The sequence below is a fragment of the Streptomyces sp. NPDC015220 genome (genome assembly GCF_043079345.1).
Taxonomy (GTDB): domain Bacteria; phylum Actinomycetota; class Actinomycetes; order Streptomycetales; family Streptomycetaceae; genus Streptomyces.
In genome coordinates, this window is the sequence record NZ_JBIBUK010000001.1 from 904,358 (window position 1) to 923,199 (window position 18,842).

Annotated in this window: 18 protein-coding genes; 11 read left to right on the plus strand and 7 right to left on the minus strand. The window is 72.2% G+C overall.

Features of this window, described 5'->3' with window-relative positions; genetic code table 11:
• Positions 1 to 22 precede the first annotated feature (22 nt).
• The 3 genes from ACF061_RS04210 to ACF061_RS04220 are packed head-to-tail and all read right to left on the minus strand — an operon-like array spanning position 23 to position 1,298.
• Entirely contained in the window at positions 23 to 223 is a 201-nt protein-coding gene (locus tag ACF061_RS04210; RefSeq protein WP_392265232.1) for a DUF397 domain-containing protein, read from the minus strand.
• Positions 220 to 438, minus strand: a complete 219-nt coding sequence (locus ACF061_RS04215) for a DUF397 domain-containing protein (protein WP_392265233.1) — start codon at positions 436 to 438, stop codon at positions 220 to 222. The genes ACF061_RS04210 and ACF061_RS04215 overlap by 4 nt, the downstream gene beginning before the upstream one ends.
• An 8-nt stretch (positions 439 to 446) precedes the next feature.
• Complete coding sequence (locus ACF061_RS04220; RefSeq protein ID WP_392265234.1) at positions 447 to 1,298, minus strand: helix-turn-helix domain-containing protein; 852 nt, start codon at positions 1,296 to 1,298, stop codon at positions 447 to 449.
• A gap of 205 nt (positions 1,299 to 1,503) precedes the next feature.
• Between ACF061_RS04220 and ACF061_RS04225 the strand changes: the two genes are divergently transcribed.
• From ACF061_RS04225 to rbsD, 7 genes are all read left to right on the plus strand, one after another.
• The gene (locus ACF061_RS04225; protein WP_392265235.1) at positions 1,504 to 1,962 is read left to right on the plus strand and encodes an ATP-binding protein; all 459 of its coding nucleotides are present in this window, start codon (positions 1,504 to 1,506) and stop codon (positions 1,960 to 1,962) included.
• Positions 1,963 to 2,042: 80 nt separating this feature from the next.
• A complete protein-coding gene (locus ACF061_RS04230; protein ID WP_392265236.1) occupies positions 2,043 to 2,990 on the plus strand; it encodes a hypothetical protein in 948 nt (315 codons plus the stop codon).
• 287 nt (positions 2,991 to 3,277) lie between these two features.
• Entirely contained in the window at positions 3,278 to 4,366 is a 1,089-nt protein-coding gene (locus ACF061_RS04235; protein WP_392265237.1) for a LacI family DNA-binding transcriptional regulator, read from the plus strand.
• Positions 4,363 to 5,901: a sugar ABC transporter ATP-binding protein gene (locus tag ACF061_RS04240; RefSeq protein WP_392265238.1), complete on the plus strand. Its 1,539-nt coding sequence runs from the start codon at positions 4,363 to 4,365 to the stop codon at positions 5,899 to 5,901. Before ACF061_RS04235 ends, ACF061_RS04240 begins: the two co-directional genes overlap by 4 nt.
• On the plus strand, positions 5,891 to 7,843 hold the full coding sequence (locus ACF061_RS04245; RefSeq protein ID WP_392265239.1) for a substrate-binding domain-containing protein: 1,953 nt from the start codon (positions 5,891 to 5,893) through the stop codon (positions 7,841 to 7,843). Before ACF061_RS04240 ends, ACF061_RS04245 begins: the two co-directional genes overlap by 11 nt.
• Positions 7,844 to 7,875: 32 nt before the next feature.
• Positions 7,876 to 8,778 (plus strand): ribokinase, encoded by a 903-nt coding sequence (locus ACF061_RS04250; RefSeq protein WP_392265240.1) that lies wholly within the window; start codon positions 7,876 to 7,878, stop codon positions 8,776 to 8,778.
• Positions 8,775 to 9,164: a D-ribose pyranase gene (gene rbsD, locus ACF061_RS04255; RefSeq protein WP_392265241.1), complete on the plus strand. Its 390-nt coding sequence runs from the start codon at positions 8,775 to 8,777 to the stop codon at positions 9,162 to 9,164. The genes ACF061_RS04250 and rbsD overlap by 4 nt, the downstream gene beginning before the upstream one ends.
• A gap of 380 nt (positions 9,165 to 9,544) precedes the next feature.
• On the opposite strand, the gene ACF061_RS04260 is transcribed toward rbsD, so the two are convergent.
• Genes ACF061_RS04260 through ACF061_RS04270 form a run of 3 tightly spaced genes read right to left on the minus strand, consistent with a single transcriptional unit; the run spans position 9,545 to position 12,674 of the window.
• Positions 9,545 to 10,345, minus strand: coding sequence for a sugar phosphate isomerase/epimerase family protein (locus ACF061_RS04260; protein WP_392265393.1), 801 nt, complete (start codon positions 10,343 to 10,345; stop codon positions 9,545 to 9,547).
• A 29-nt stretch (positions 10,346 to 10,374) separates the two neighbouring features.
• Positions 10,375 to 11,526, minus strand: a complete 1,152-nt coding sequence (locus tag ACF061_RS04265) for a dihydrodipicolinate synthase family protein (RefSeq protein WP_392265242.1) — start codon at positions 11,524 to 11,526, stop codon at positions 10,375 to 10,377.
• Positions 11,523 to 12,674, minus strand: coding sequence for a Gfo/Idh/MocA family protein (locus ACF061_RS04270; RefSeq protein ID WP_392265243.1), 1,152 nt, complete (start codon positions 12,672 to 12,674; stop codon positions 11,523 to 11,525). The genes ACF061_RS04265 and ACF061_RS04270 overlap by 4 nt, the downstream gene beginning before the upstream one ends.
• Before the next feature lie 343 nt (positions 12,675 to 13,017).
• Between ACF061_RS04270 and ACF061_RS04275 the strand changes: the two genes are divergently transcribed.
• The 4 genes from ACF061_RS04275 (at position 13,018) to ACF061_RS04290 (ending at position 18,336) form a co-directional block, all read left to right on the plus strand.
• Complete coding sequence (locus ACF061_RS04275) at positions 13,018 to 14,064, plus strand: LacI family DNA-binding transcriptional regulator (RefSeq protein WP_392265244.1); 1,047 nt, start codon at positions 13,018 to 13,020, stop codon at positions 14,062 to 14,064.
• 528 nt (positions 14,065 to 14,592) lie between these two features.
• On the plus strand, positions 14,593 to 15,186 hold the full coding sequence (locus tag ACF061_RS04280) for a dihydrofolate reductase family protein (protein ID WP_392265245.1): 594 nt from the start codon (positions 14,593 to 14,595) through the stop codon (positions 15,184 to 15,186).
• 177 nt (positions 15,187 to 15,363) lie between these two features.
• Entirely contained in the window at positions 15,364 to 16,164 is an 801-nt protein-coding gene (locus ACF061_RS04285) for a sugar phosphate isomerase/epimerase family protein (protein WP_392265246.1), read from the plus strand.
• Positions 16,165 to 16,485: 321 nt separating this feature from the next.
• Positions 16,486 to 18,336 (plus strand): glycoside hydrolase family 3 protein, encoded by a 1,851-nt coding sequence (locus ACF061_RS04290; protein ID WP_392265247.1) that lies wholly within the window; start codon positions 16,486 to 16,488, stop codon positions 18,334 to 18,336.
• Positions 18,337 to 18,409: 73 nt separating this feature from the next.
• Here ACF061_RS04290 and ACF061_RS04295 read toward each other — a convergent pair whose 3' ends face one another.
• On the minus strand, positions 18,410 to 18,799 hold the full coding sequence (locus ACF061_RS04295) for a hypothetical protein (protein ID WP_392265394.1): 390 nt from the start codon (positions 18,797 to 18,799) through the stop codon (positions 18,410 to 18,412).
• Positions 18,800 to 18,842: the final 43 nt, after the last annotated feature.

The following is an 18,842-nucleotide window of genomic DNA, read 5'->3' on the forward strand; positions in this document are numbered from 1 at the left end:
GAGGTGTGACAGCCGGTGCGGGCTAGGGGTACGTCTTGAGGGCTTCGAGGAAGGGAGCGAAGGTCTCGGCGGGGAAGATGAGGGTGGCTTCCGCGGGGGCCTTTGAGTCGCGGACGGCTGTATGGGTGGGGGAGGTCGCGATCTCCACGCACTCGTTGCCGTCGCCGGGGCCCGAGTAGGACGACTTGCGCCAGGTGTCGGGGGTGGTCACGGTGCGCCTCACAGTCCTGTGGACGACTCGACGGTGGCTGTGGGCGAGGCCTTGAGGCTGTCCACGAAGGTGGTGAAGGCTTCGGCCGGGAAGGCGAGGGTGGCTCTGGCCGGGGTTTTCGAGTCGCGGATGGCTATGCAAGTGGGCCCATCGGCGATTTCCACGCAGTCGTTGCCCTCACCGCCGCCGGAGTAGGACGACTTCCGCCAGGTGATGGGGGTGGTCATGCTGGTCCTCACAGTTCCTTGATCAACTGGTGGATGAAGTCACGCGACCGTGTCGAGGAAAGCGACTCCGCCCTCACTTTACGGAAGAGCTTTCGAAAGTGCTCCAACTGGGCTTCGGAGTCGATGAAAGCTGTCCCGTGGGGAGCATCACGCACCACAGTGTCCAGGCGGGAGACAGCTCCGCCCAGGTGCACCATGGCGCTCCCCGCCCCGGCAAAGTCGTCCAGCGCAAAGGGGATGACCTGCACCGTCACGTGGTCCGCGTCGGACATCTCCAGAATGCGCTCCAACTGTGCCCGAGTGGTGGATCGTCCAGCGACCTTGATTCTCAGTGCTGCCTCATGGATCACGGTCTCGTACGGCATCGGGTCAGGGCCCTCGATGACGACCTTGCGCCTCATCCTGTGCCCCACCCTCAGCTCCACTTCGTCCTCGGGGAACTCCGGGTTCATGTAAGTGAAGAGCGCCCGAGCGTACTCCGCCGTCTGAAACAACCCCGGCACGTGGATAACGGCGACATCATGGCGGGACCGCGCATGGTGATCGAGCTCGGCGAGATCCTGGTAGGCCGCAGGAAGCACTCCTCGGTACTCCTCCCACCAACCGCGAGTCCGGTCAGTAGCCATGCCTGCCAAGGCATCGACCAGTTCAGTGTCGGCACACGCGTAGTTCGCGGCCATCCTGCGTACTCGCTCTTCACTCACGCCTGAGACGCCCGACTCGATCTGGCTCATCTGGGCGGAGTTAACGCCGAGTCGGCTCGCCGCCTCCGTGGCCTTGAGGCCTGCCGCTTCACGCAACCTGCGCAGCTCCGCACCCAGCCGGACTTGACGCGCTGTGGGGTGCCGTCGAACCGGCACGGCGCCCTCCTTTCCTCAACAGCAATGGCACAGCAACTCGTTCGGGGGCAGGTTACGCGACCAGCTTGCCGCGACTTAAATTTATGACTTACCTTCAGTGACGCGAAGACCACGCAACGGAAGCGCACCGCCCCGTCCTGCCACGACGGCTGCGGCAATGCCACCGCGCGCGAAAACCCCACTCACCGACCGGAGTCGATGACGCATGCCCGAAACCCCCCAACCCACCCCCATCCCCTGGGAGTACTCCCTCCACATCCCCAACGATCCCCGCGCCGTCACCGTCACTCGCCGCACCCTGCGCCTGATCCTCACCCTGCACGGCCTGATCGGACTCGTGGACACCGCCGAGCTCCTGGCCACCGAGTTGATCTCCAACGCCGTGCTGCACACCGAGGGTCCCGCGGCCCTCCGCGTCCGCTTCTCCGCCGGCGTGCTGCGGATCGGGGCGTGGGACGCCGACCCCGCACCCCCGGAGCCGCCCGTCCCCCTGGAGCCGGCCGTCGACCGGGAGGAAGGACGCGGGCTCGCCCTGGTCAAGGCCTGTTCCGACCTGTGGGGCTGGCAGCCGCTGTCCCGCAACGGCAACCGCGGCAAGGTCGTCTGGTGCGAACTCGCGACCTCCGGCGGTCAATTCGCCACGTCCACCTCCGCCATCAGCTGAACGTTTACTCGCCCCTCGAATGGGTGAACGTCAGCCGATCACACGGACATACGACCTCTTGATCACCCTAGGTTGCGCACATGGTCACAGCAGTTCATGAGGGCATGCACCGGATCTTCCAGGAGCGGCCCGAAATCCTGACCCCGGTGTTCGGGGTACTGGGTGTTCCACTGCCGAGAAAGGCGACCGTGGACGCCATCGCGACCGATGTGACGGAGACCCGTCCGCTCGAACGCCGAGTGGACACCGTCCTGCGCGTCGGTCCGTCCGACGGCGAGGACTTTCTCCTCGCCATCGAGTCACAGTCGAGAAGGGACGCGAACAAGCAGTCGAGTTGGGCCTACTACGTGGCCTACCTCCAGGCCAAGTATGACCTGCCGGTCCTGCTCCTCGTGGTCTGCCAGGACGCGAAGACGGCCAAGTGGGCGGTCGGCCCCTTCGACTGCGGAACGCGGGGCTGGACGGCTCAGCGGACGTTTCCGCTGGTCGCGGGGCCTCACAACATGCCGGTCATCACGGACGCCCGAACGGCGGGAAAGAACCTCGCTCTGGCGGCCCTCTCCGCCATGGCACACGCCCGCAGCCCGGAGTGTGACGCCATACTGGAAGCGATCGACCGCGCCCTCCAGGAACTCTGGGAAACGGACCCCGAGACCGCCGGCTACTTCTACGAATGCCTGGACGTCAATCTGGGTGACAGTCCAGCCGGAAAGAAATGGAAGGAAATCATGTCTTTCGTCACTTACTTCCCCGGTCGTGGAACGGTCCGCGAGACGGCGTACCTGGAGGGCAAGGCCGAAGGCAAAGCCGAGGGCAAAGCCGAGGGCAAAGTCGAGGGCAAGGCTGAAGGCAAGGCCGAAAGCATCCTCTCCGTGCTGAAGGTGCGGGGCATCCCCGTACCGGACGGCGTCCGTAAGCGCATCACCACCTGCACCGACCTCGACCGCCTGGACGCCTGGATGGAGCGTTCCCCCCTGGTCGCCTGGGCGGGAGAGCTCTTCACCGAGGACTCTGACGCAACCGAGTAGTCCGCCGTCCAGGTGAGCCATGCCTTGGACTCCCGCGCCGTCGGGAGTCCGGGCCCCAACGACAGCCGCCACTCCCCGTCGCTCAGGCCGGGAAGGCACTGAACCGGCCACGACGCCGACGCCCCGCAGCCGCCTCACGGTTCGGTTCCGCGCCGCTGACCTCGGAGGGGAAGACCGCCCACCTCCGGTCACGATTAGGTTTCAGCCACCGCCACCCCCTTGCCCCGATCTCGTGTAATCGATTCCAATCCTTCGTGTAATCGATTCCACGAGGAGGTGGAACGACGATGGCGAGCATCAAGGACGTCGCCGCCGTGGCGGGCGTGTCGGTCGCCACGGTCTCGCGCGTCCTGAACGACCACCCGTCGGTCAGCGCCGACGCACGCAAGCGCGTGCTGACCGCCGTCGAGGCGCTGGGCTACCGTCCGAACGCCGTCGCCCGGTCGCTGCGCACCGACCAGACCCGCACCCTCGGCCTGGTCATCAGCGACGTGCTGAACCCGTACTTCACCGAACTGGCCCGCTCCGTCGAGGAGGAGGCTCGCGCGCTCGGCTACAGCGTGATCATCGGCAACGCCGACGAGCGGCCCGACCTCCAGGACCACCACGTGCGGACCCTTCTGGACCGGCGGATCGACGGGCTCCTGGTCTCCCCCACCGACGGCGGCTCGCCGCTGATGCTGGACGCCGCGCGCGCGGGGACGCCGATGGTGTTCGTGGACCGGTGGATCAAGGGCGTGGACGTGCCGGTGGTCCGGGCGGACGGGCAGGAGGCGGTGCGGGATCTCGTCGCGCACCTGTACGGGCTCGGGCACCGGCGGCTCGCGATCATCGCGGGCCCGGCGGCCACCACCACCGGCAGCGAGCGCGTCCAGGCGTTCCGCCGGGCGATGGCCGAGTACGACCTCCCGCTCCCCGACGCCTACACCGGGCAGGGCGACTTCCAGGCCGAGAGCGGCCGGCGGGTCACCGAGGGGTTCCTCGACCTGCCCGAGCCGCCCGAAGTGGTCTTCGCCGCCGACAACCTGATGGCGCTCGGCGCGCTGGACGCGATCCGGGCGCGCGGGCTGCGGGTGCCCGAGGACATCGCGCTGGCCGCGTTCGACGACATCCCGTGGTTCGTGCACACCGATCCGCCGGTCACCGCCATCGCCCAGCCCACGGGCGAGCTGGGGCGGGCCGCCGTACGGGCCCTGGTCGACCGCATCGAGGGACGGCCGCCCGAGTCGGTCGCCCTGCCCGCCCGTCTCGTCGTGCGCCGCTCGTGCGGCGAGCCGCCCGCAGCGGGCCGGCCTCCGGCACCAGACCGGCCTCCGGCACCAGACCAGTCCCCCGCAACGAACGAGCCTCTCGCAACGAACAGGAGCAAGCCGTGAGCAACCCGGACGAGTTGCTGCGCATCGAAGGGATCCGGAAGACCTTCCCGGGCGTGGTGGCGCTGGACAGCGTCGACTTCGACCTGCGCCGCGGCGAGGTGCACGTGCTGCTCGGCGAGAACGGCGCGGGCAAGAGCACCCTGATCAAGATGCTGTCCGGCGCCTACACCCCCGACGCCGGGCGGATCCTGGCCGGCGGCGAGGAGGTGCGCATCCACGGCGCCCAGGACGCCGAGCGCCTCGGGATCGCCACCATCTACCAGGAGTTCAACCTCGTCCCCGATCTGACGGTCGCCGAGAACATCTTCCTGGGCCGCCAGCCGCGCCGCTTCGGGATGATCGACCGGAAGAAGATGGAGGCGGACGCCGCAGCTCTCCTGGAGCGGGTCGGCGTGCACGTCTCCCCCCGCGCACGGGTGCGGGAACTGGGCATCGCCCGCCTTCAGATGGTGGAGATCGCCAAGGCGCTCAGCCTGGACGCGCGCGTGCTCATCATGGACGAGCCGACCGCGGTGCTCACCTCCGAGGAGGTCGAGAAGCTGTTCACGATCGTGCGCGCGCTGCGCGCCGACGGCGTCGGCATCGTGTTCATCACGCACCACCTGGAGGAGATCGCCGCCCTGGGCGACCGGGTCACGGTCATCCGGGACGGCAGGAGCGTCGGCCAGGTGCCCGCCTCCACTCCCGAGGACGAGCTGGTGCGGCTCATGGTCGGCCGTTCGATCGACCAGCAGTACCCGCGCGAGCGTCCCGAGCAGGGCGAGCCGCTGCTCACCGTCGAGGGGCTCACCCGGGACGGCGTCTTCCACGACATCAGCTTCCAGGTGCGCGCCGGCGAGGTCGTCGGCATCGCGGGGCTGGTCGGGGCCGGCCGTACCGAGGTCGTCCGGGCGGTGTTCGGCGCGGACCCCTATGACAAGGGCGCCGTGAAGGTCGCGGGCGCCGAGCTCCGGCGGCACGACGTGAACGCGGCCATGGCGGCCGGCATCGGGCTCGTGCCCGAGGACCGCAAGGGCCAGGGACTGGTCCTGGACGCCTCGGTCGAGGAGAACCTCGGCCTGGTGACCCTGCGGTCGGCCTCGCGCGGCGGGTTCGTCGACCTCAAGGGCCAGCACGTGGCCGCCGAGCGGATCGCCGGGCAGCTCGGCGTGCGGATGGCCGGCCTCGGCCAGCACGTGCGCACCCTCTCCGGCGGCAACCAGCAGAAGGTCGTCATCGGCAAGTGGCTGCTGGCGGACACCAAGGTGCTCATCCTCGACGAACCGACGCGCGGCATCGACGTCGGCGCCAAGGTCGAGATCTACCAGCTCATCAACGAGCTGACGGCGGCCGGCGCCGCGGTGCTGATGATCTCCAGCGACCTGCCCGAGGTGCTCGGCATGAGCGACCGGGTGCTGGTGATGGCCCAGGGCCGGATCGCGGGCGAACTCCCCGCCGACCGGGCCACCCAGGACGCCGTGATGGCGCTCGCCGTCAGCACTCCCACGACCCCCACCACTTCCACCACCGGAACGGAGGCCTCCCGTGGCCACTGACACGCTCAAGAGCAAGGCGGGCGCGGGGGGCGCCTCCGGCGGCCTGCGCCGCCTGCTGCTCGACAACGGCGCGCTCACCGCGCTCATCGTCCTGGTCATCGCCCTGTCGGCGCTGTCCGGCGACTTCCTGACCACCGACAACCTGCTCAACATCGGCGTCCAGGCGGCCGTGACCGCCATCCTCGCCTTCGGTGTCACCTTCGTCATCGTCTCGGCGGGCATCGACCTGTCGGTCGGCTCGGTGGCGGCCCTGTCGGCCACCGTGCTGGCCTGGAGCGCGACCTCGCACGGCGTGCCGGTCTTCCTCGCGGTGATCCTCGCCGTCGCCACCGGCATCGCGGCCGGCCTGGTCAACGGCTTCCTGATCTCCTACGGCAAACTGCCGCCGTTCATCGCCACGCTGGCCATGCTGTCGGTGGGCCGCGGTCTGTCCCTGGTCATCTCCCAGGGCTCCCCGATCGCCCTGCCGGACTCCGTCTCGCACCTGGGCGACACGCTCGGCGGCTGGCTGCCGGTGCCCGTGCTGGTCATGATCGTCGTGGGCCTGATCACGGCGCTGGTTCTGGGCCGGACCTACATCGGCCGTTCCATGTACGCGATCGGCGGCAACGAGGAGGCGGCCCGCCTGTCCGGGCTGCGGGTGAAGCGGCAGAAGCTCGCCATCTACGCCCTGTCCGGACTGTTCGCCGCCGCCGCGGGCATCGTGCTCGCCGCCCGGCTGTCCTCCGCGCAGCCGCAGGCCGCCAACGGCTACGAGCTGGACGCCATCGCCGCGGTCGTCATCGGCGGCGCCTCGCTGGCGGGCGGCACCGGCAAGGCCTCGGGCACGCTGATCGGCGCGCTGATCCTGGCGGTGCTGCGCAACGGCCTCAACCTCCTGTCCGTCTCCGCCTTCTGGCAGCAGGTCGTCATCGGTGTCGTGATCGCGCTGGCGGTGCTGCTGGACACCGTGCGCCGCAAGGCCGGGGCGACCCCGCAGGCCGCGGGCACGGGCAGCGGCGGCGGCAAGGGCAAGCAGGCGGCGACGTACGGCCTGGCGGCCGTGGTGACGGTGGCCCTGGTGGCCGCGACCTCGCTGCTGCACACCGGGTCCTCCTCCACCAACCCGAAGATGGGCCTGTCGCTGTCCACGCTCAACAACCCGTTCTTCGTGCAGATCAAGTCGGGCGCGCAGGCGGAGGCGAAGCGGCTGGGCATCGACCTGACCGTCACCGACGCCCAGAACGACGCCTCCCAGCAGGCCAACCAGCTTCAGAACTTCACCAGTTCCAGCCTGGGCGCGATCATCGTCAACCCGGTGGACTCCGACGCGGCGAGCAACTCCGTGAAGGCCGCCGGCAAGTCGGACATCCCCGTTATCGCCGTCGACCGCGGTGTCAACAACGCCAAGACGGCCGCGCTGGTCGCCTCCGACAACGTCGCGGGCGGCGAGCTGGCCGCCAAGAGCATCGCCGAGAAGCTGGGCGGCCACGGCAAGATCGTGATCCTCCAGGGCCAGGCGGGCACCTCCGCGGCCCGCGAGCGCGCCGCAGGCTTCGCCAAGGGCCTCAAGGCCTACCCGGGCATCCGGGTCCTGGCCCAGCAGCCCGCCGACTTCGACCGCACCAAGGGCCTCGACGTGATGTCGAACCTGCTCCAGGCCCACCCCGACGTCCAGGGTGTGATCGCCGCCAACGACGAGATGGCGCTCGGCGCGGTCAAGGCGCTCGGCTCCAAGGCCGGCAAGTCCGTCCAGGTCGTGGGCTTCGACGGCACCCCGGACGGCCTCACCGCCGTCGAGAAGGGCACGCTGTACGCCTCCGTGGCGCAGCAGCCGAGCCAGCTCGGCCGGATCGCGGTGGACAACGCGCTGAAGGCGACTCAGGGCAAGCCGGTCGCCGCGACGGTGAAGGTGCCCGTCAAGGTGGTAACCAAGGAGAACGTGGCCGGGTTCAGCGGCTGACCGGCAACACGTCGCGTGAGGAGACACTGCCCATGTACGACTACGACCTCCTGGTCGTCGGATCGGCCAACGCCGACCTGGTGATCGGCGTCGAGCGGCGGCCCGGCGCCGGGGAGACGGTGCTCGGCTCCGACCTGGCCGTCCACCCCGGCGGCAAGGGCGCCAACCAGGCGGTGGCCGCCGCCCGCCTCGGGGCCCGTACGGCCCTGCTGGCCCGGGTCGGCGACGACGCGCACGGCCGGCTGCTGCTGGACTCGCAGCGGAGCGCCGGGGTGGACCCGGCGGGCGTGCTGGTCGGCGGCGCCCCGACCGGGGTCGCCCTGATCACGGTGGACCCCTCCGGGGACAACAGCATCGTGGTCTCGCCGGGCGCCAACTGGCGCCTCACCGCCGAGGACGTCCGTGGGGCGGCCGGCCTGGTCCGGTCCTCCCGGGTGGTCTCCGCGCAATTGGAGATCCCGCTGGAGACGGTGGTGGAGGCCGCGCGCGCCCTGGCGCCCGGCAGCCGGTTCGTGCTGAACCCGTCGCCCCCGCGGGAGCTGCCGCAGGAGCTGCTGGACGCCTGCGACCCGCTGATCGTCAACGAGCACGAGGCGAAGGTGATCCTGGGCGGGGACGGGGCCGGGGACGACCCGGAGGACTGGGCGCGGGCGCTGCTCGCGCGCGGTCCGCGCTCGGTGGTCGTCACCCTGGGCGCCGAGGGCGCGCTGGTGGCGTCCGCCGACGGGTCCGTGCGGGTGCCGTCCGTGAAGGTGGACGCCGTGGACACGACCGGGGCGGGCGACGCCTTCACCGCCGCCCTGGCCTGGCGGCTCGGCGCGGGCGAGTCCCTCGCCGAGGCGGCGGCGTACGCGGCCCGGGTCGGCGCGGTGGCCGTGACGCGGCGCGGCGCGCAGGAGTCGTACCCGACGGCGGCGGAGGTCGACGCCGTATGAAGAAGGCGGGCATTCTCAACCGCGAGCTCTGTGGCGCGCTGGCCGAGCTGGGGCACACCGACGAGGTGCTGGTGTGCGACGCGGGCATGCCGATACCGCACGGGCCGAGGGTGGTCGACCTGGCGTTCCGGGCCGGGGTGCCGTCCTTCGCCGAGGTGCTGGACGGGCTGCTGGCCGAGCTGGTGGTCGAGGGCGCCACGGCGGCGGCCGAGGTGCGCGAGGCCAACGCGGCGGCCGCCGAACTCCTGGACGGACACTTCCCCGGGCTGGTCCTGGTGCCCCACGAGCGGCTGAAGGAACTGTCGGCGCGCGCGCGTCTGGTCGTCCGCACCGGGGAGGCCCGCCCGTACGCCAATGTGCTGCTGCGGTGCGGGGTGTTCTTCTGACCGACCGCCGTGAGGCGCGGCAGGACGCGGAGACAATACGAGGGGGCCCGGTCCGTCGACCGGGCCCCCTCGGCTTTCCCCTCCTGTTTCCCCTCCCGTACCGGAACCCCCGCGATCCCCCCGGATCCCCCCAGGTGTCCCGATGCCAGGTACGACACCCGGAGTACCGGGAGGGTTGTACGGCGGGTGGGGACTTTTTTCCGGGGTCCTCAGGAGCCGCCGGGTCCCGCCGCCTCCACGGCCTGAGCCACCACCCGTCGCAGCGCGCCGAACTCCGACCGGTAGCGGCCCGGGCGCACGGGTCCCCGACACCCCGGCGGCCCCCGGTCCGTTCCAGCGGGCCCAGAGACGTGGTCATGGTGGTCAGGTCCGTCATACGGTCACCGGATCACGTGTTCCAGGAACCGCCGTGCCGTCTCCGCCAGCACCTCCCGTCCGTCACGTGACCACAACTCCGCGTTGAACAGCTCCACTTCGATGGCGCCGGTGTAGCCGGCCGCCTCCACGTACCCCTTCCACTCCCGCATGTCGATCGCGCCGTCGCCGATCTGGCCGCGGCCGTCGAGGACGCCCCGCGGGAGCGGGGTGGTCCAGTCGGCGAGCTGGAAGGCGTGGATGCGGCCGGCCGCCCCCGCGCGGGCGATCTGCTCGGGCGCCCGGTCGTCCCACCAGACGTGGTAGGTGTCCACGGCCACCCCGACCTGGTGGGCGGGGAAGCGTTCGGCGAGGTCGAGGGCCTGGGCGAGGGTGGAGACCACGCAGCGGTCGGCGGCGTACATGGGATGGAGCGGCTCGATGGCCAGTCGCACGCCGTGCTCCTCGGCGTGCGGGCCCAGTTCGGCCAGCGCGTCCGCGACGCGCTCGCGCGCGCCGTGCAGGTCCTTGCCGCCGGCGGGGAGTCCGCCGCAGACCAGGACCAGGGTGCCGGTGCCGAGCGTGGCCGCCTCCTCGACCGCCCGGCGGTTGTCGGCCAGGGCCGCCGCCCGGGCCTCCGGCTCGGTCGCCGTGAGGAAGCCGCCCCGGCACAGGGTGGTGACGGTCAGCCCCGCCTCGTGGACCAGGTCGGCCGCCGCCCGGACTCCGTACGCCTGTACCGGCTCGCGCCACAGGCCGACGTTCTCCACCCCCGACTGGACGCAGGCGTCGACCAGTTCGGGCAGCGACAGCTGTCTCACCGTCATCTGGTTGACGCTGAACCGCTCCAGGCCGCTCACCGGCCCGCTCCGTACACGCCCAGCAGGTTCCTCATCCGTTCCTCCGCCAGCTCGGGATCCGGGAACAGGCCGAGACGGTCGGCGAGTTCGTAGGCGTGCGCCAGGTGGGGCAGGGAGCGGGCCGACTGAAGGCCGCCGACCATGGTGAAGTGCGACTGGTGGCCGGCGAGCCAGGCCAGCAGGACCACGCCGGTCTTGTAGAAGCGGGTGGGCGCCCGGAAGAGGTGGCGGGAGAGTTCGACGGTGGGGTCGAGCAGCTCGCGGAACCCGGTCGCGTCCCCCGCGTCCAGGACCCGTACCGCCCGCGCCGCCAGCGGGCCCAGCGGGTCGAAGACGCCGAGCAGCGCGTGGCTGAAGCCCTGCTCGTCGCCGGCGATCAGCTCCGGGTAGTTGAAGTCGTCGCCCGTGTAGCAGCGCACCCCCTCCGGCAGACGGCGGCGCAGCTCTGTCTCGCGCCCGGCGTCCAGCAGGGAGATCTTCACTCCGTCGACCTTGTCGGGGTGGGCGGCGACGAGGTCCAGGAAGGTGTCGGTGGCCGCGTCCAGGTCTGCCGAACCCCAGTAGTCCTGGAGCGCCGGGTCGAACATGGGGCCGAGCCAGTGCAGGATCACCGGGTCGGCGGCCTGGCGCAGCAGGTGGCCGTAGACCTCCAGGTAGTCGTCCGGTCCCTGGGCCGTGGCGGCGAGGGCGCGCGAGGCCATCAGGATCGCCTGGGCGCCGGACTCCTCGACCAGGGTGAGCTGTTCCTCGTATGCGGCACGGATGTCGGCGAGCGTGCCGCCGGCGATCTGGTCGGTGCCGACGCCGCAGGCGATGCGCCCGCCCACCGTCCTCGCCTCCGCCGCGGACCGGCGGATCAGTTCGGCCGCGCCGGCCCAGTCCAGGCCCATGCCCCGCTGCGCGGTGTCCATCGCCTCGGCGACGCCCAGCCCGTGGGACCACAGGTGGCGGCGGAAGGCGAGGGTGGCGTCCCAGTCGACGGCGGCCGGCGAGTCGGGCGAGACGTCGGCGAACGGGTCGGCGACGACGTGCGCCGCCGAGAAGACCGTGCGGGAGGTGAAGGGGGCGCCGGGTGCGGCGGTGACGGGCTCGGCGCGCGGCTCGTAGGCCTTGAGGCCGCCGTCCGGGTCCGGCAGGTGGATGGTCACAGCCGGATCTCCGGCACCTCGACGCGGCGGCCCTCGGCCGAGGACCTCAGGCCCAGTTCGGCGAGCTGCACGCCACGGGCGCCGGCGAGCAGGTCCCAGTGGTAGGGGGCGTCGGCGTGGACGTGGCGCAGGAACAGCTCCCACTGGGCCTTGAAGCCGTTGCCGAAGACGGTGTTGTCGGGCACCTCCTGCCACTGGTCCCGGAAGGACTCGGTGGCGGGGACGTCGGGGTCCCACACCGGCTTGGGGGTGGCGGAGCGGTGCTGGACGCGGCAGTCGCGCAGGCCCGCGACGGCAGAGCCCTCCGTGCCGTCCACCTGGAACTCGACCAGTTCGTCGCGGTGGACGCGCACGGCCCAGGAGGAGTTGATCTGGGCGATCACGCCTCCTTCGAGTTCGAAGACGCCGTAGGCGGCGTCGTCGGCGGTGGCGTCGTAGGGCTTGCCGTTCTCGTCCCAGCGCTGGGGGATGTGGGTGGCGGTGAGCGCCTGCACGGAGGTGACCCGGCCGAACAGCTCGTGCAGGACGTACTCCCAGTGCGGGAACATGTCGACGACGATGCCGCCGCCGTCCTCGGCGCGGTAGTTCCAGGAGGGGCGCTGGGCCCGCTGCCAGTCGCCCTCGAAGACCCAGTAGCCGAACTCGCCGCGCACGGACAGGATCCGGCCGAAGAAGCCGCCGTCGATCAGCCGCTTCAGCTTCAGCAGCCCGGGCAGGAAGACCTTGTCCTGGACGACGCCGTGCTTGATGCCCTTGGCGTGCGCGAGCCGGGCCAGCTCCAGGGCGCCGTCCAGGCCGGTGGCGGTGGGCTTCTCGGTGTAGACGTGCTTGCCGGCGGCGATCGCCTTCCTGATCGCCTCCTCCCGGGCCGAGGTGACCTGCGCGTCGAAGTAGACGTCGACGTCCGGGTCGGCGAGGACGGCGTCCAGGTCCGTCGAGTGGTGTTCGAGGCCGTGCCGGTCGGCAAGCGCCTTCAGCGCGTGCTCGCGCCGGCCGACCAGGACCGGTTCCGGCCACAGCACGGTGCCGTCGCCGAGGTCGAGTCCGCCCTGCTCGCGCAGGGCGAGGATCGAGCGGACCAGGTGCTGGCGGTAGCCCATGCGCCCGGTCACGCCGTTCATGGCGATCCGCACCGTCTTGCGTGTCACGTCAGTCCCTCCGTACGCGCTACCGCGCCGCCCGGGCTCCAGCGATCTCACCGGCCGCCTCGCAGCAAGCGCTTTCTATGCGGTGAGAAGCTAGCCTCTGGGCCGCGGGGGGACAAGAGCGCGGGCGGATCGTGTTGTTCGAGGGGGCGAACAAGGGGGCTGGGGGCCGTAAGGTCTGCACGACACTTCCGCCGTGGCCCCCTCGGGCGGCGGCGGACCCACGGCGTCCTCGGGCGGCGGCGGACCCGTGGCCCTCCTCGGGCGGTGGTGGTCCCACGGCCCTCCCTGGGCGGTGGTGGGCGGGGACGTACGACGACGAGACGCGCGACCGGAGGACGACGAGATGACGGTGACCCTGGCGGACGTGGCGGCCCGCGCACAGGTCTCGCCCGCGACGGTGTCGCGCGTGCTGAACGGCAACTACCCGGTGGCCGCCGCCACCCGGGAGCGGGTGCTCAAGGCCGTCGACGACCTGGACTACGTGCTGAACGGTCCCGCCAGCTCGCTCGCCGCCGCCACCTCCGACCTGGTCGGCATCCTGGTGAACGACATCGCCGACCCCTTCTTCGGGATCATGGCGAGCGCGATCCAGTCGGAGATCGGCGGGCCGGGCGGCCGGGCGGGCGGGGAACGGCTGGCCGTGGTCTGCAACACCGGCGGCTCACCGGACCGCGAGCTGACGTATCTGACCCTGCTCCAGCGGCAGCGGGCCGCGGCGGTGGTGCTGACCGGCGGGGCCGTGGAGGACGCGCCGCACGCGGCGGCGGTCGCGGCGAAGCTGCGCAAGCTGACGGAGGCCGGGACCCGGGTGGTGCTGTGCGGGCGACCGCCGGCGCCGGACACCCGGGCGGTCGCGCTGGCCTTCGACAACCGCGGGGGCGCGCGGCGGCTGACCGAGCACCTGATCGGGCTGGGCCACCGGCGGCTGGGCTACATCGCCGGTCCCCAGGAGCGCACGACCACCCGTCACCGTCTGGAGGGGCACCGCGAGGCGCTGGCGGCGGCCGGTGTCGAGGAGGATCCCCGCTGGACCGTGTACGGGCGCTACGACCGCACCTCCGGGTACGAGGCCACGCTGGAACTGCTGCGCCGCGATCCGGGGCTGACGGCGGTCGTCGCCGCGAACGACTCCGTCGCGCTGGGGGCGTGCGCGGCGCTGCGCGAGTCCGGGCTGCGGATACCGCGGGACGTGTCGGTGGCGGGCTTCGACGACCTCCCGTTCAGTACCGACGCGGTGCCGTCCCTGACGACGGTGCGGCTGCCGCTGGCCGAGGCGGGGGCGCGGGCGGGCCGGATCGCCATGGGCCGGGAGGAGCCGCCGCCCGGCGGGGTCGCGACGGTGCGCGGGGAGCTGATGGTGCGGGGGTCCTCCGGGGTGCCGCGCGCTTGAGGGTGCCGCGCGGGTCGGTGGGCGCAGCGCGGGTCGGCGGGCGGTGTGGCCGGGGCGGGCGGTATGGATGGGCGGTCTGGCCGGGGCGTCGCCGGGGCGGGCCGTCTGGCTGGGGCGTCGCCGGGGCGGGCCGTCCTGGTGGGCGGCGCTGGGACGCCGCACCGTCCGGCTGGACGTTGCACGGTCCGGCTGGGACGCCGCACGCTCCGGTGGCACACCGCACGGTCCGATGCACACCGCACGGTCCGATGCACACCGCACGGTCCGATGCACACCGCACGGTCCGGAGGGCGTCCACGATCGGGCTCGGGAAGCCGGACGGCTCACTGCCCGGTTCGTCGCGCGCCGGGGTCATCGGGGCGCCGCCGGGCGGGTTTCCGACAGGTTCGATGAGTTCGCGCGACCCGGTCGGTCCTCATCGCCGTGACCGACGGTCACGGGCACGTCGGATCTGATCTGATCCTGTCCGAACGGCAGCGGCGCCCGCACGGCGGCGACCGGAGACAACGGAAAGCAGGAGTGAGTCCCATGCGCATCGTGGTCAGCGAGTTCATCAGCCTGGACGGAGTGGTGCAGGCACCCGGCGGTCCGGAGGAGGACACCGAGGGCGGGTTCGCGCACGGCGGCTGGTCGCACCCGTTCTTCGACCCGGAGGTCGTGGGCGGCGCCTTCGACGACACGCTGGGCCGGGCCGGGGCCCTGCTGTTCGGGCGCCGCACCTGGCGGACGATGGCCGGGGCGTGGCCCGGGCGGGCCGGCGACCCCTTCGCCGACCGGATGAACTCCATCCGGAAGTACGTCGTCTCCGACAGCCTCGACGACTCCGACCTGACCTGGGCGAACACCACACGTCTGCGCCGCGCCGAGGCGTTCGGGCGGATCCGCGAGTCGCGCGCGGAGGGCGACGGCGACCTGCTGGTCATGGGGAGCCCGACGCTCGTCCGTGCCCTGCTGCACGAAGGACTGGTCGACGAGCTGGTGCTCGTGCGGATGCCCGTCCTCCTCGGGGGCGGCAAGACCATCTTCCCGGCGGACGGGGTGAAGCGGCCGCTGGAGCTGGTGTCCGAGACGACGGCCGGGTCGGGCGCCCAGGTGTGCGTGTACCGGGCCGTCGGGGAGTAAGCGGAGGGCACGCGGGACGGGCCCGTGGCCAGGTTGCCGGCGCCCGGCCGCCGCTCCTGACCGGACACGAACCGCTCCGCCGCCTGCCCCTGCCCGCGCCCCCGCCTCTCCCCCTGCCCCTTCCCTGCCCTGGTCGGCCGAGGGTTCCTCCCGGGCGGCGGGGGTACACCCACCGCCATGAAACTGGCGTTCTCCACCCTCGGTGTTCCCGCAATGGCCGTGCCGGACGTCGTCCGGCTCGCGGTCGCGCACGGCTACCACGGCGTCGAACTGCGCGCTCACCACGAGGAGCCGGTGCATCCCGGGCTCGGACCCGGACAGCGGGCCGCGGTGGCCGGCGCGTTCGAGGAGAGCGGCGTCGAGATCCTCGGGCTCGCGGGGTACGCGCGGGTCGCCGCGCCCGGCGACGACGCGCCCGTACTGGCCGAGATCCGGGCACTCCTCGAACTGGCGCGCGATCTGGGCGCCCCCTTCGTCCGGGTCTTCCCCGGCGGCGATCCCGACCGGGCGCAGGAGGAGGGCGACGCGGTCGCCGCCCGCCGCCTGGCGACAGCCGCCGAGTACGCCGCCGACCTGGGGGTCCGCGTCCTGCTGGAGACCCACGACTCGCACCGCACCGGCGCCGACGCCATCCGCGTCCTCGGACCGGTCGGCCACGGCCGGGTCGGCGCCCTGTGGGACGTGATGCACACCTGGCTGGGCGGTGAGCAGCCCTCCGACACCTACGCGGCGCTCTCCCCGCACCTCGGGTACGTGCAGGTCAAGGACATCGCCTCCGCCGACGACCGGACCCCGCTCCCGCTCGGCGCCGGGACCCTGCCGCTGGCCGAGTGCGTCGAGGTCCTCTCCCGGCACGGCTGGGACGGCTGGCTGTGCTGGGAGTACGAGAAGCGGTGGTACGAGGCGGCGGCACCGCTCCCGGACCTCCTGACCCCCGGCCGGGAACACCTGGCCCGGCTGCTGAACGAGGCGGCTTGAAAGCGGATGACCTGACGGAGCGCCGGCGCGGTCGAACGGGGCGCGTCGGCGGATCGTCCCGCCCGGCCCTCGCCCGCCTGGTGCACGGGCGGGCGGTCGTCGTGTTCGCGGTCCGCGAGTACCCGCCCGGCGAGGCCGGCGCCCGGCGCCGGACGGCGGGGCGCTGACGGCATCGGCGCGCCCGCCCCCGAGGGCTCCGTCGGCGCCCCCTCCACTCACGTTGCGCACTCCCTTGACTGGCAGAAACTTTCCGGATATTGGTGGCCCCTCGGAAGTTTCCTTCAGCGATATTCCAGCGGATCTCCTCCGGAAGGAGCGCACGTGCACGACACCGGCACGGGAAGCACAGGAAGACCGGGAAACACCGCACGCCCCGCCAGACGTACCGTCCTCGCCGCGACGGCGGCCCTGACCGCCGCCCTCGCCACCCAGGGCGCCGGCACCGCCCAGGCCGCCACGCGCCACGACGACAAGCGGCTCCGCTCGCTCATCTCCCGGATGACGCTGGAGGAGAAGGTCGGCCAGCTCTTCGTGATGCGGGTCTACGGCCACTCGGCCACCGCCCCCGACCAGGCCGACATCGACGCCAACCTGAAGGAGATCGGCGTCCGCACCGCCGCCGAACTGGTCGCCAAGTACCGCGTCGGCGGCATCATCTACTTCGCCTGGGCCCACAACACCCGCGACCCGCAGCAGATCGCCGACCTGTCCAACGGCATCCAGCGGGCCTCCCTCCAGCAGCCCCGCGGCCTGCCGGTGCTCGTCGCCACCGACCAGGAGCACGGCATCGTCTGCCGGATCGGCAAGCCCGCGACCCTCTTCCCGGGCGCCATGGCGATCGGCGCCGGCGGCTCGGCCTCCGACGCCCGTACGCTAGGCCGCGTCTCGGGCGCCGAACTGCGGGCGATGGGCGTGAACCAGAACTACTCCACCGACGCCGACGTGAACGTCAACCCGGCCAACCCGGTCATCGGCGTACGCTCCTTCGGCGCCGACCCGGACGCCGTGGCGAGGCTGGTGGCGGCCGAGGTACGCGGCTACCAGGGCTCCCGGGTGGCGGCCACCGCCAAGCACTTCCCCGGGCACGGCGACACCGCCGTCGACAGCCACTACGGCTTCCCGGTGATCACACACAGCCGCGAACTGTGGGAACAACTGGACGCCGTGCCGTTCAGGGCCGCGATCAGGGCGGGCATCGACTCGATCATGACCGCCCACATCCAGTTCCCGGCACTCGACGACTCCGGCGACCCGGCCACCCTCTCGCACCCCATCGTCACCGGCATCCTGCGCGGCGAGCTCGGCTACGACGGGGTGGTGATCACCGACTCGCTCGGCATGGAGGGCGTCCGCACCAAGTACGGCGACGACCGGGTGGCCGTGCTGGCGCTGAAGGCAGGGGTGGACCAGCTGCTCAACCCGCCGTCCCTGGACGTGGCGTGGAACGCTGTCCTGACGGCCGTGCGCGAGGGTGAACTCACCGAGGCCCGGCTGGACGAATCGATCCTGCGCGTCCTGCGGCTGAAGGCGAGGCTGGGACTCCTCGACGAGCCGTACGCCAACCCGTCGGGCGTCGCCCGCGAGGTCGGCACCCCGGCGCACCTGGCGGCGGCCGACCGCATCGCCGACCGGACCACCACCCTGCTGGTCAACGAGGGCCGGCTGCTGCCGCTGTCCCGCCGCAGCCACCGCAGGCTCCTCGTCGTCGGCGCCGACCCCGCCTCACCGTCGGGCACCACGGGGCTGCCCACCGGGGTGCTCGCCGCCGCCCTCACCGAACTGGGCTTCACGGCCACGGCACTGTCGACCGGCACCGCCCCGTCCGCCGCTACCGTCGACAAGGCGGTGGCGGCGGCCCAGGACGCGGACGCGGTGGTCGTCGCGACGTACAACGTGACGGCGGGCAGCGCCCAGCAGACGCTGGTGCGGCGGCTGACGGCGACCGGGAAACCGGTGATCGCGGTCGCCGTCCGCAACCCCTACGACGTCGCCCAGCTCCCGACCGTCCCCGCCTTCCTGGCGTCGTACTCCTGGACCGACGTGGAACTGTGCGCCGCCGCGCGGGTGATCGCCGGCCGGGTGCGGCCGCGCGGGAAGCTGCCGGTGCCGGTGCGGCGGGCGGACGATCCGGCCACGACCCTGTACCCCGTCGGACACGGCCTGTCCTACTAGCCGCCGCCCACCGCACGTACGAGACAGGACCACCGCCGGACCGGCCGCGCCGCAGAGGCGGCCCGGCGGTGGCTCAGCACAGGATCCAGCCGCTGTGCGCCGTACCGGGACCCACCGCTCCGCCGACCCGTACGCAGCGGTGGCCGGCGTGCACGGTCACCGGACCGGCCTGGTACGAGAAGCGTCCCCCGTCGGTGATCGGGCGGTTCCCGCGAGCCTGCACGGTCACCGACATCCACTGCTTGACGCCGGCCCTCCGGGGCAGCGTGCGGGCACAGACGTAGCCGCCCTGCTTGTAGACGCGCACGATGCCGGTGGAGAACCGCAGCGCCTTGACCTCGCGGCCGGAGCAGGTGGCGGCCGCGGCCTGCGCCGTGCCGGGCAGGGCGAGCGCCAGAAGCCCGGACCCGGTCAGCACGGCCAGGCCGACCGCCAGCCGCCGACGGATCGCACCACTGTCCACAGTCACCCCTCCCCTGTCACTCCTCCGTACAGATGTACGGACG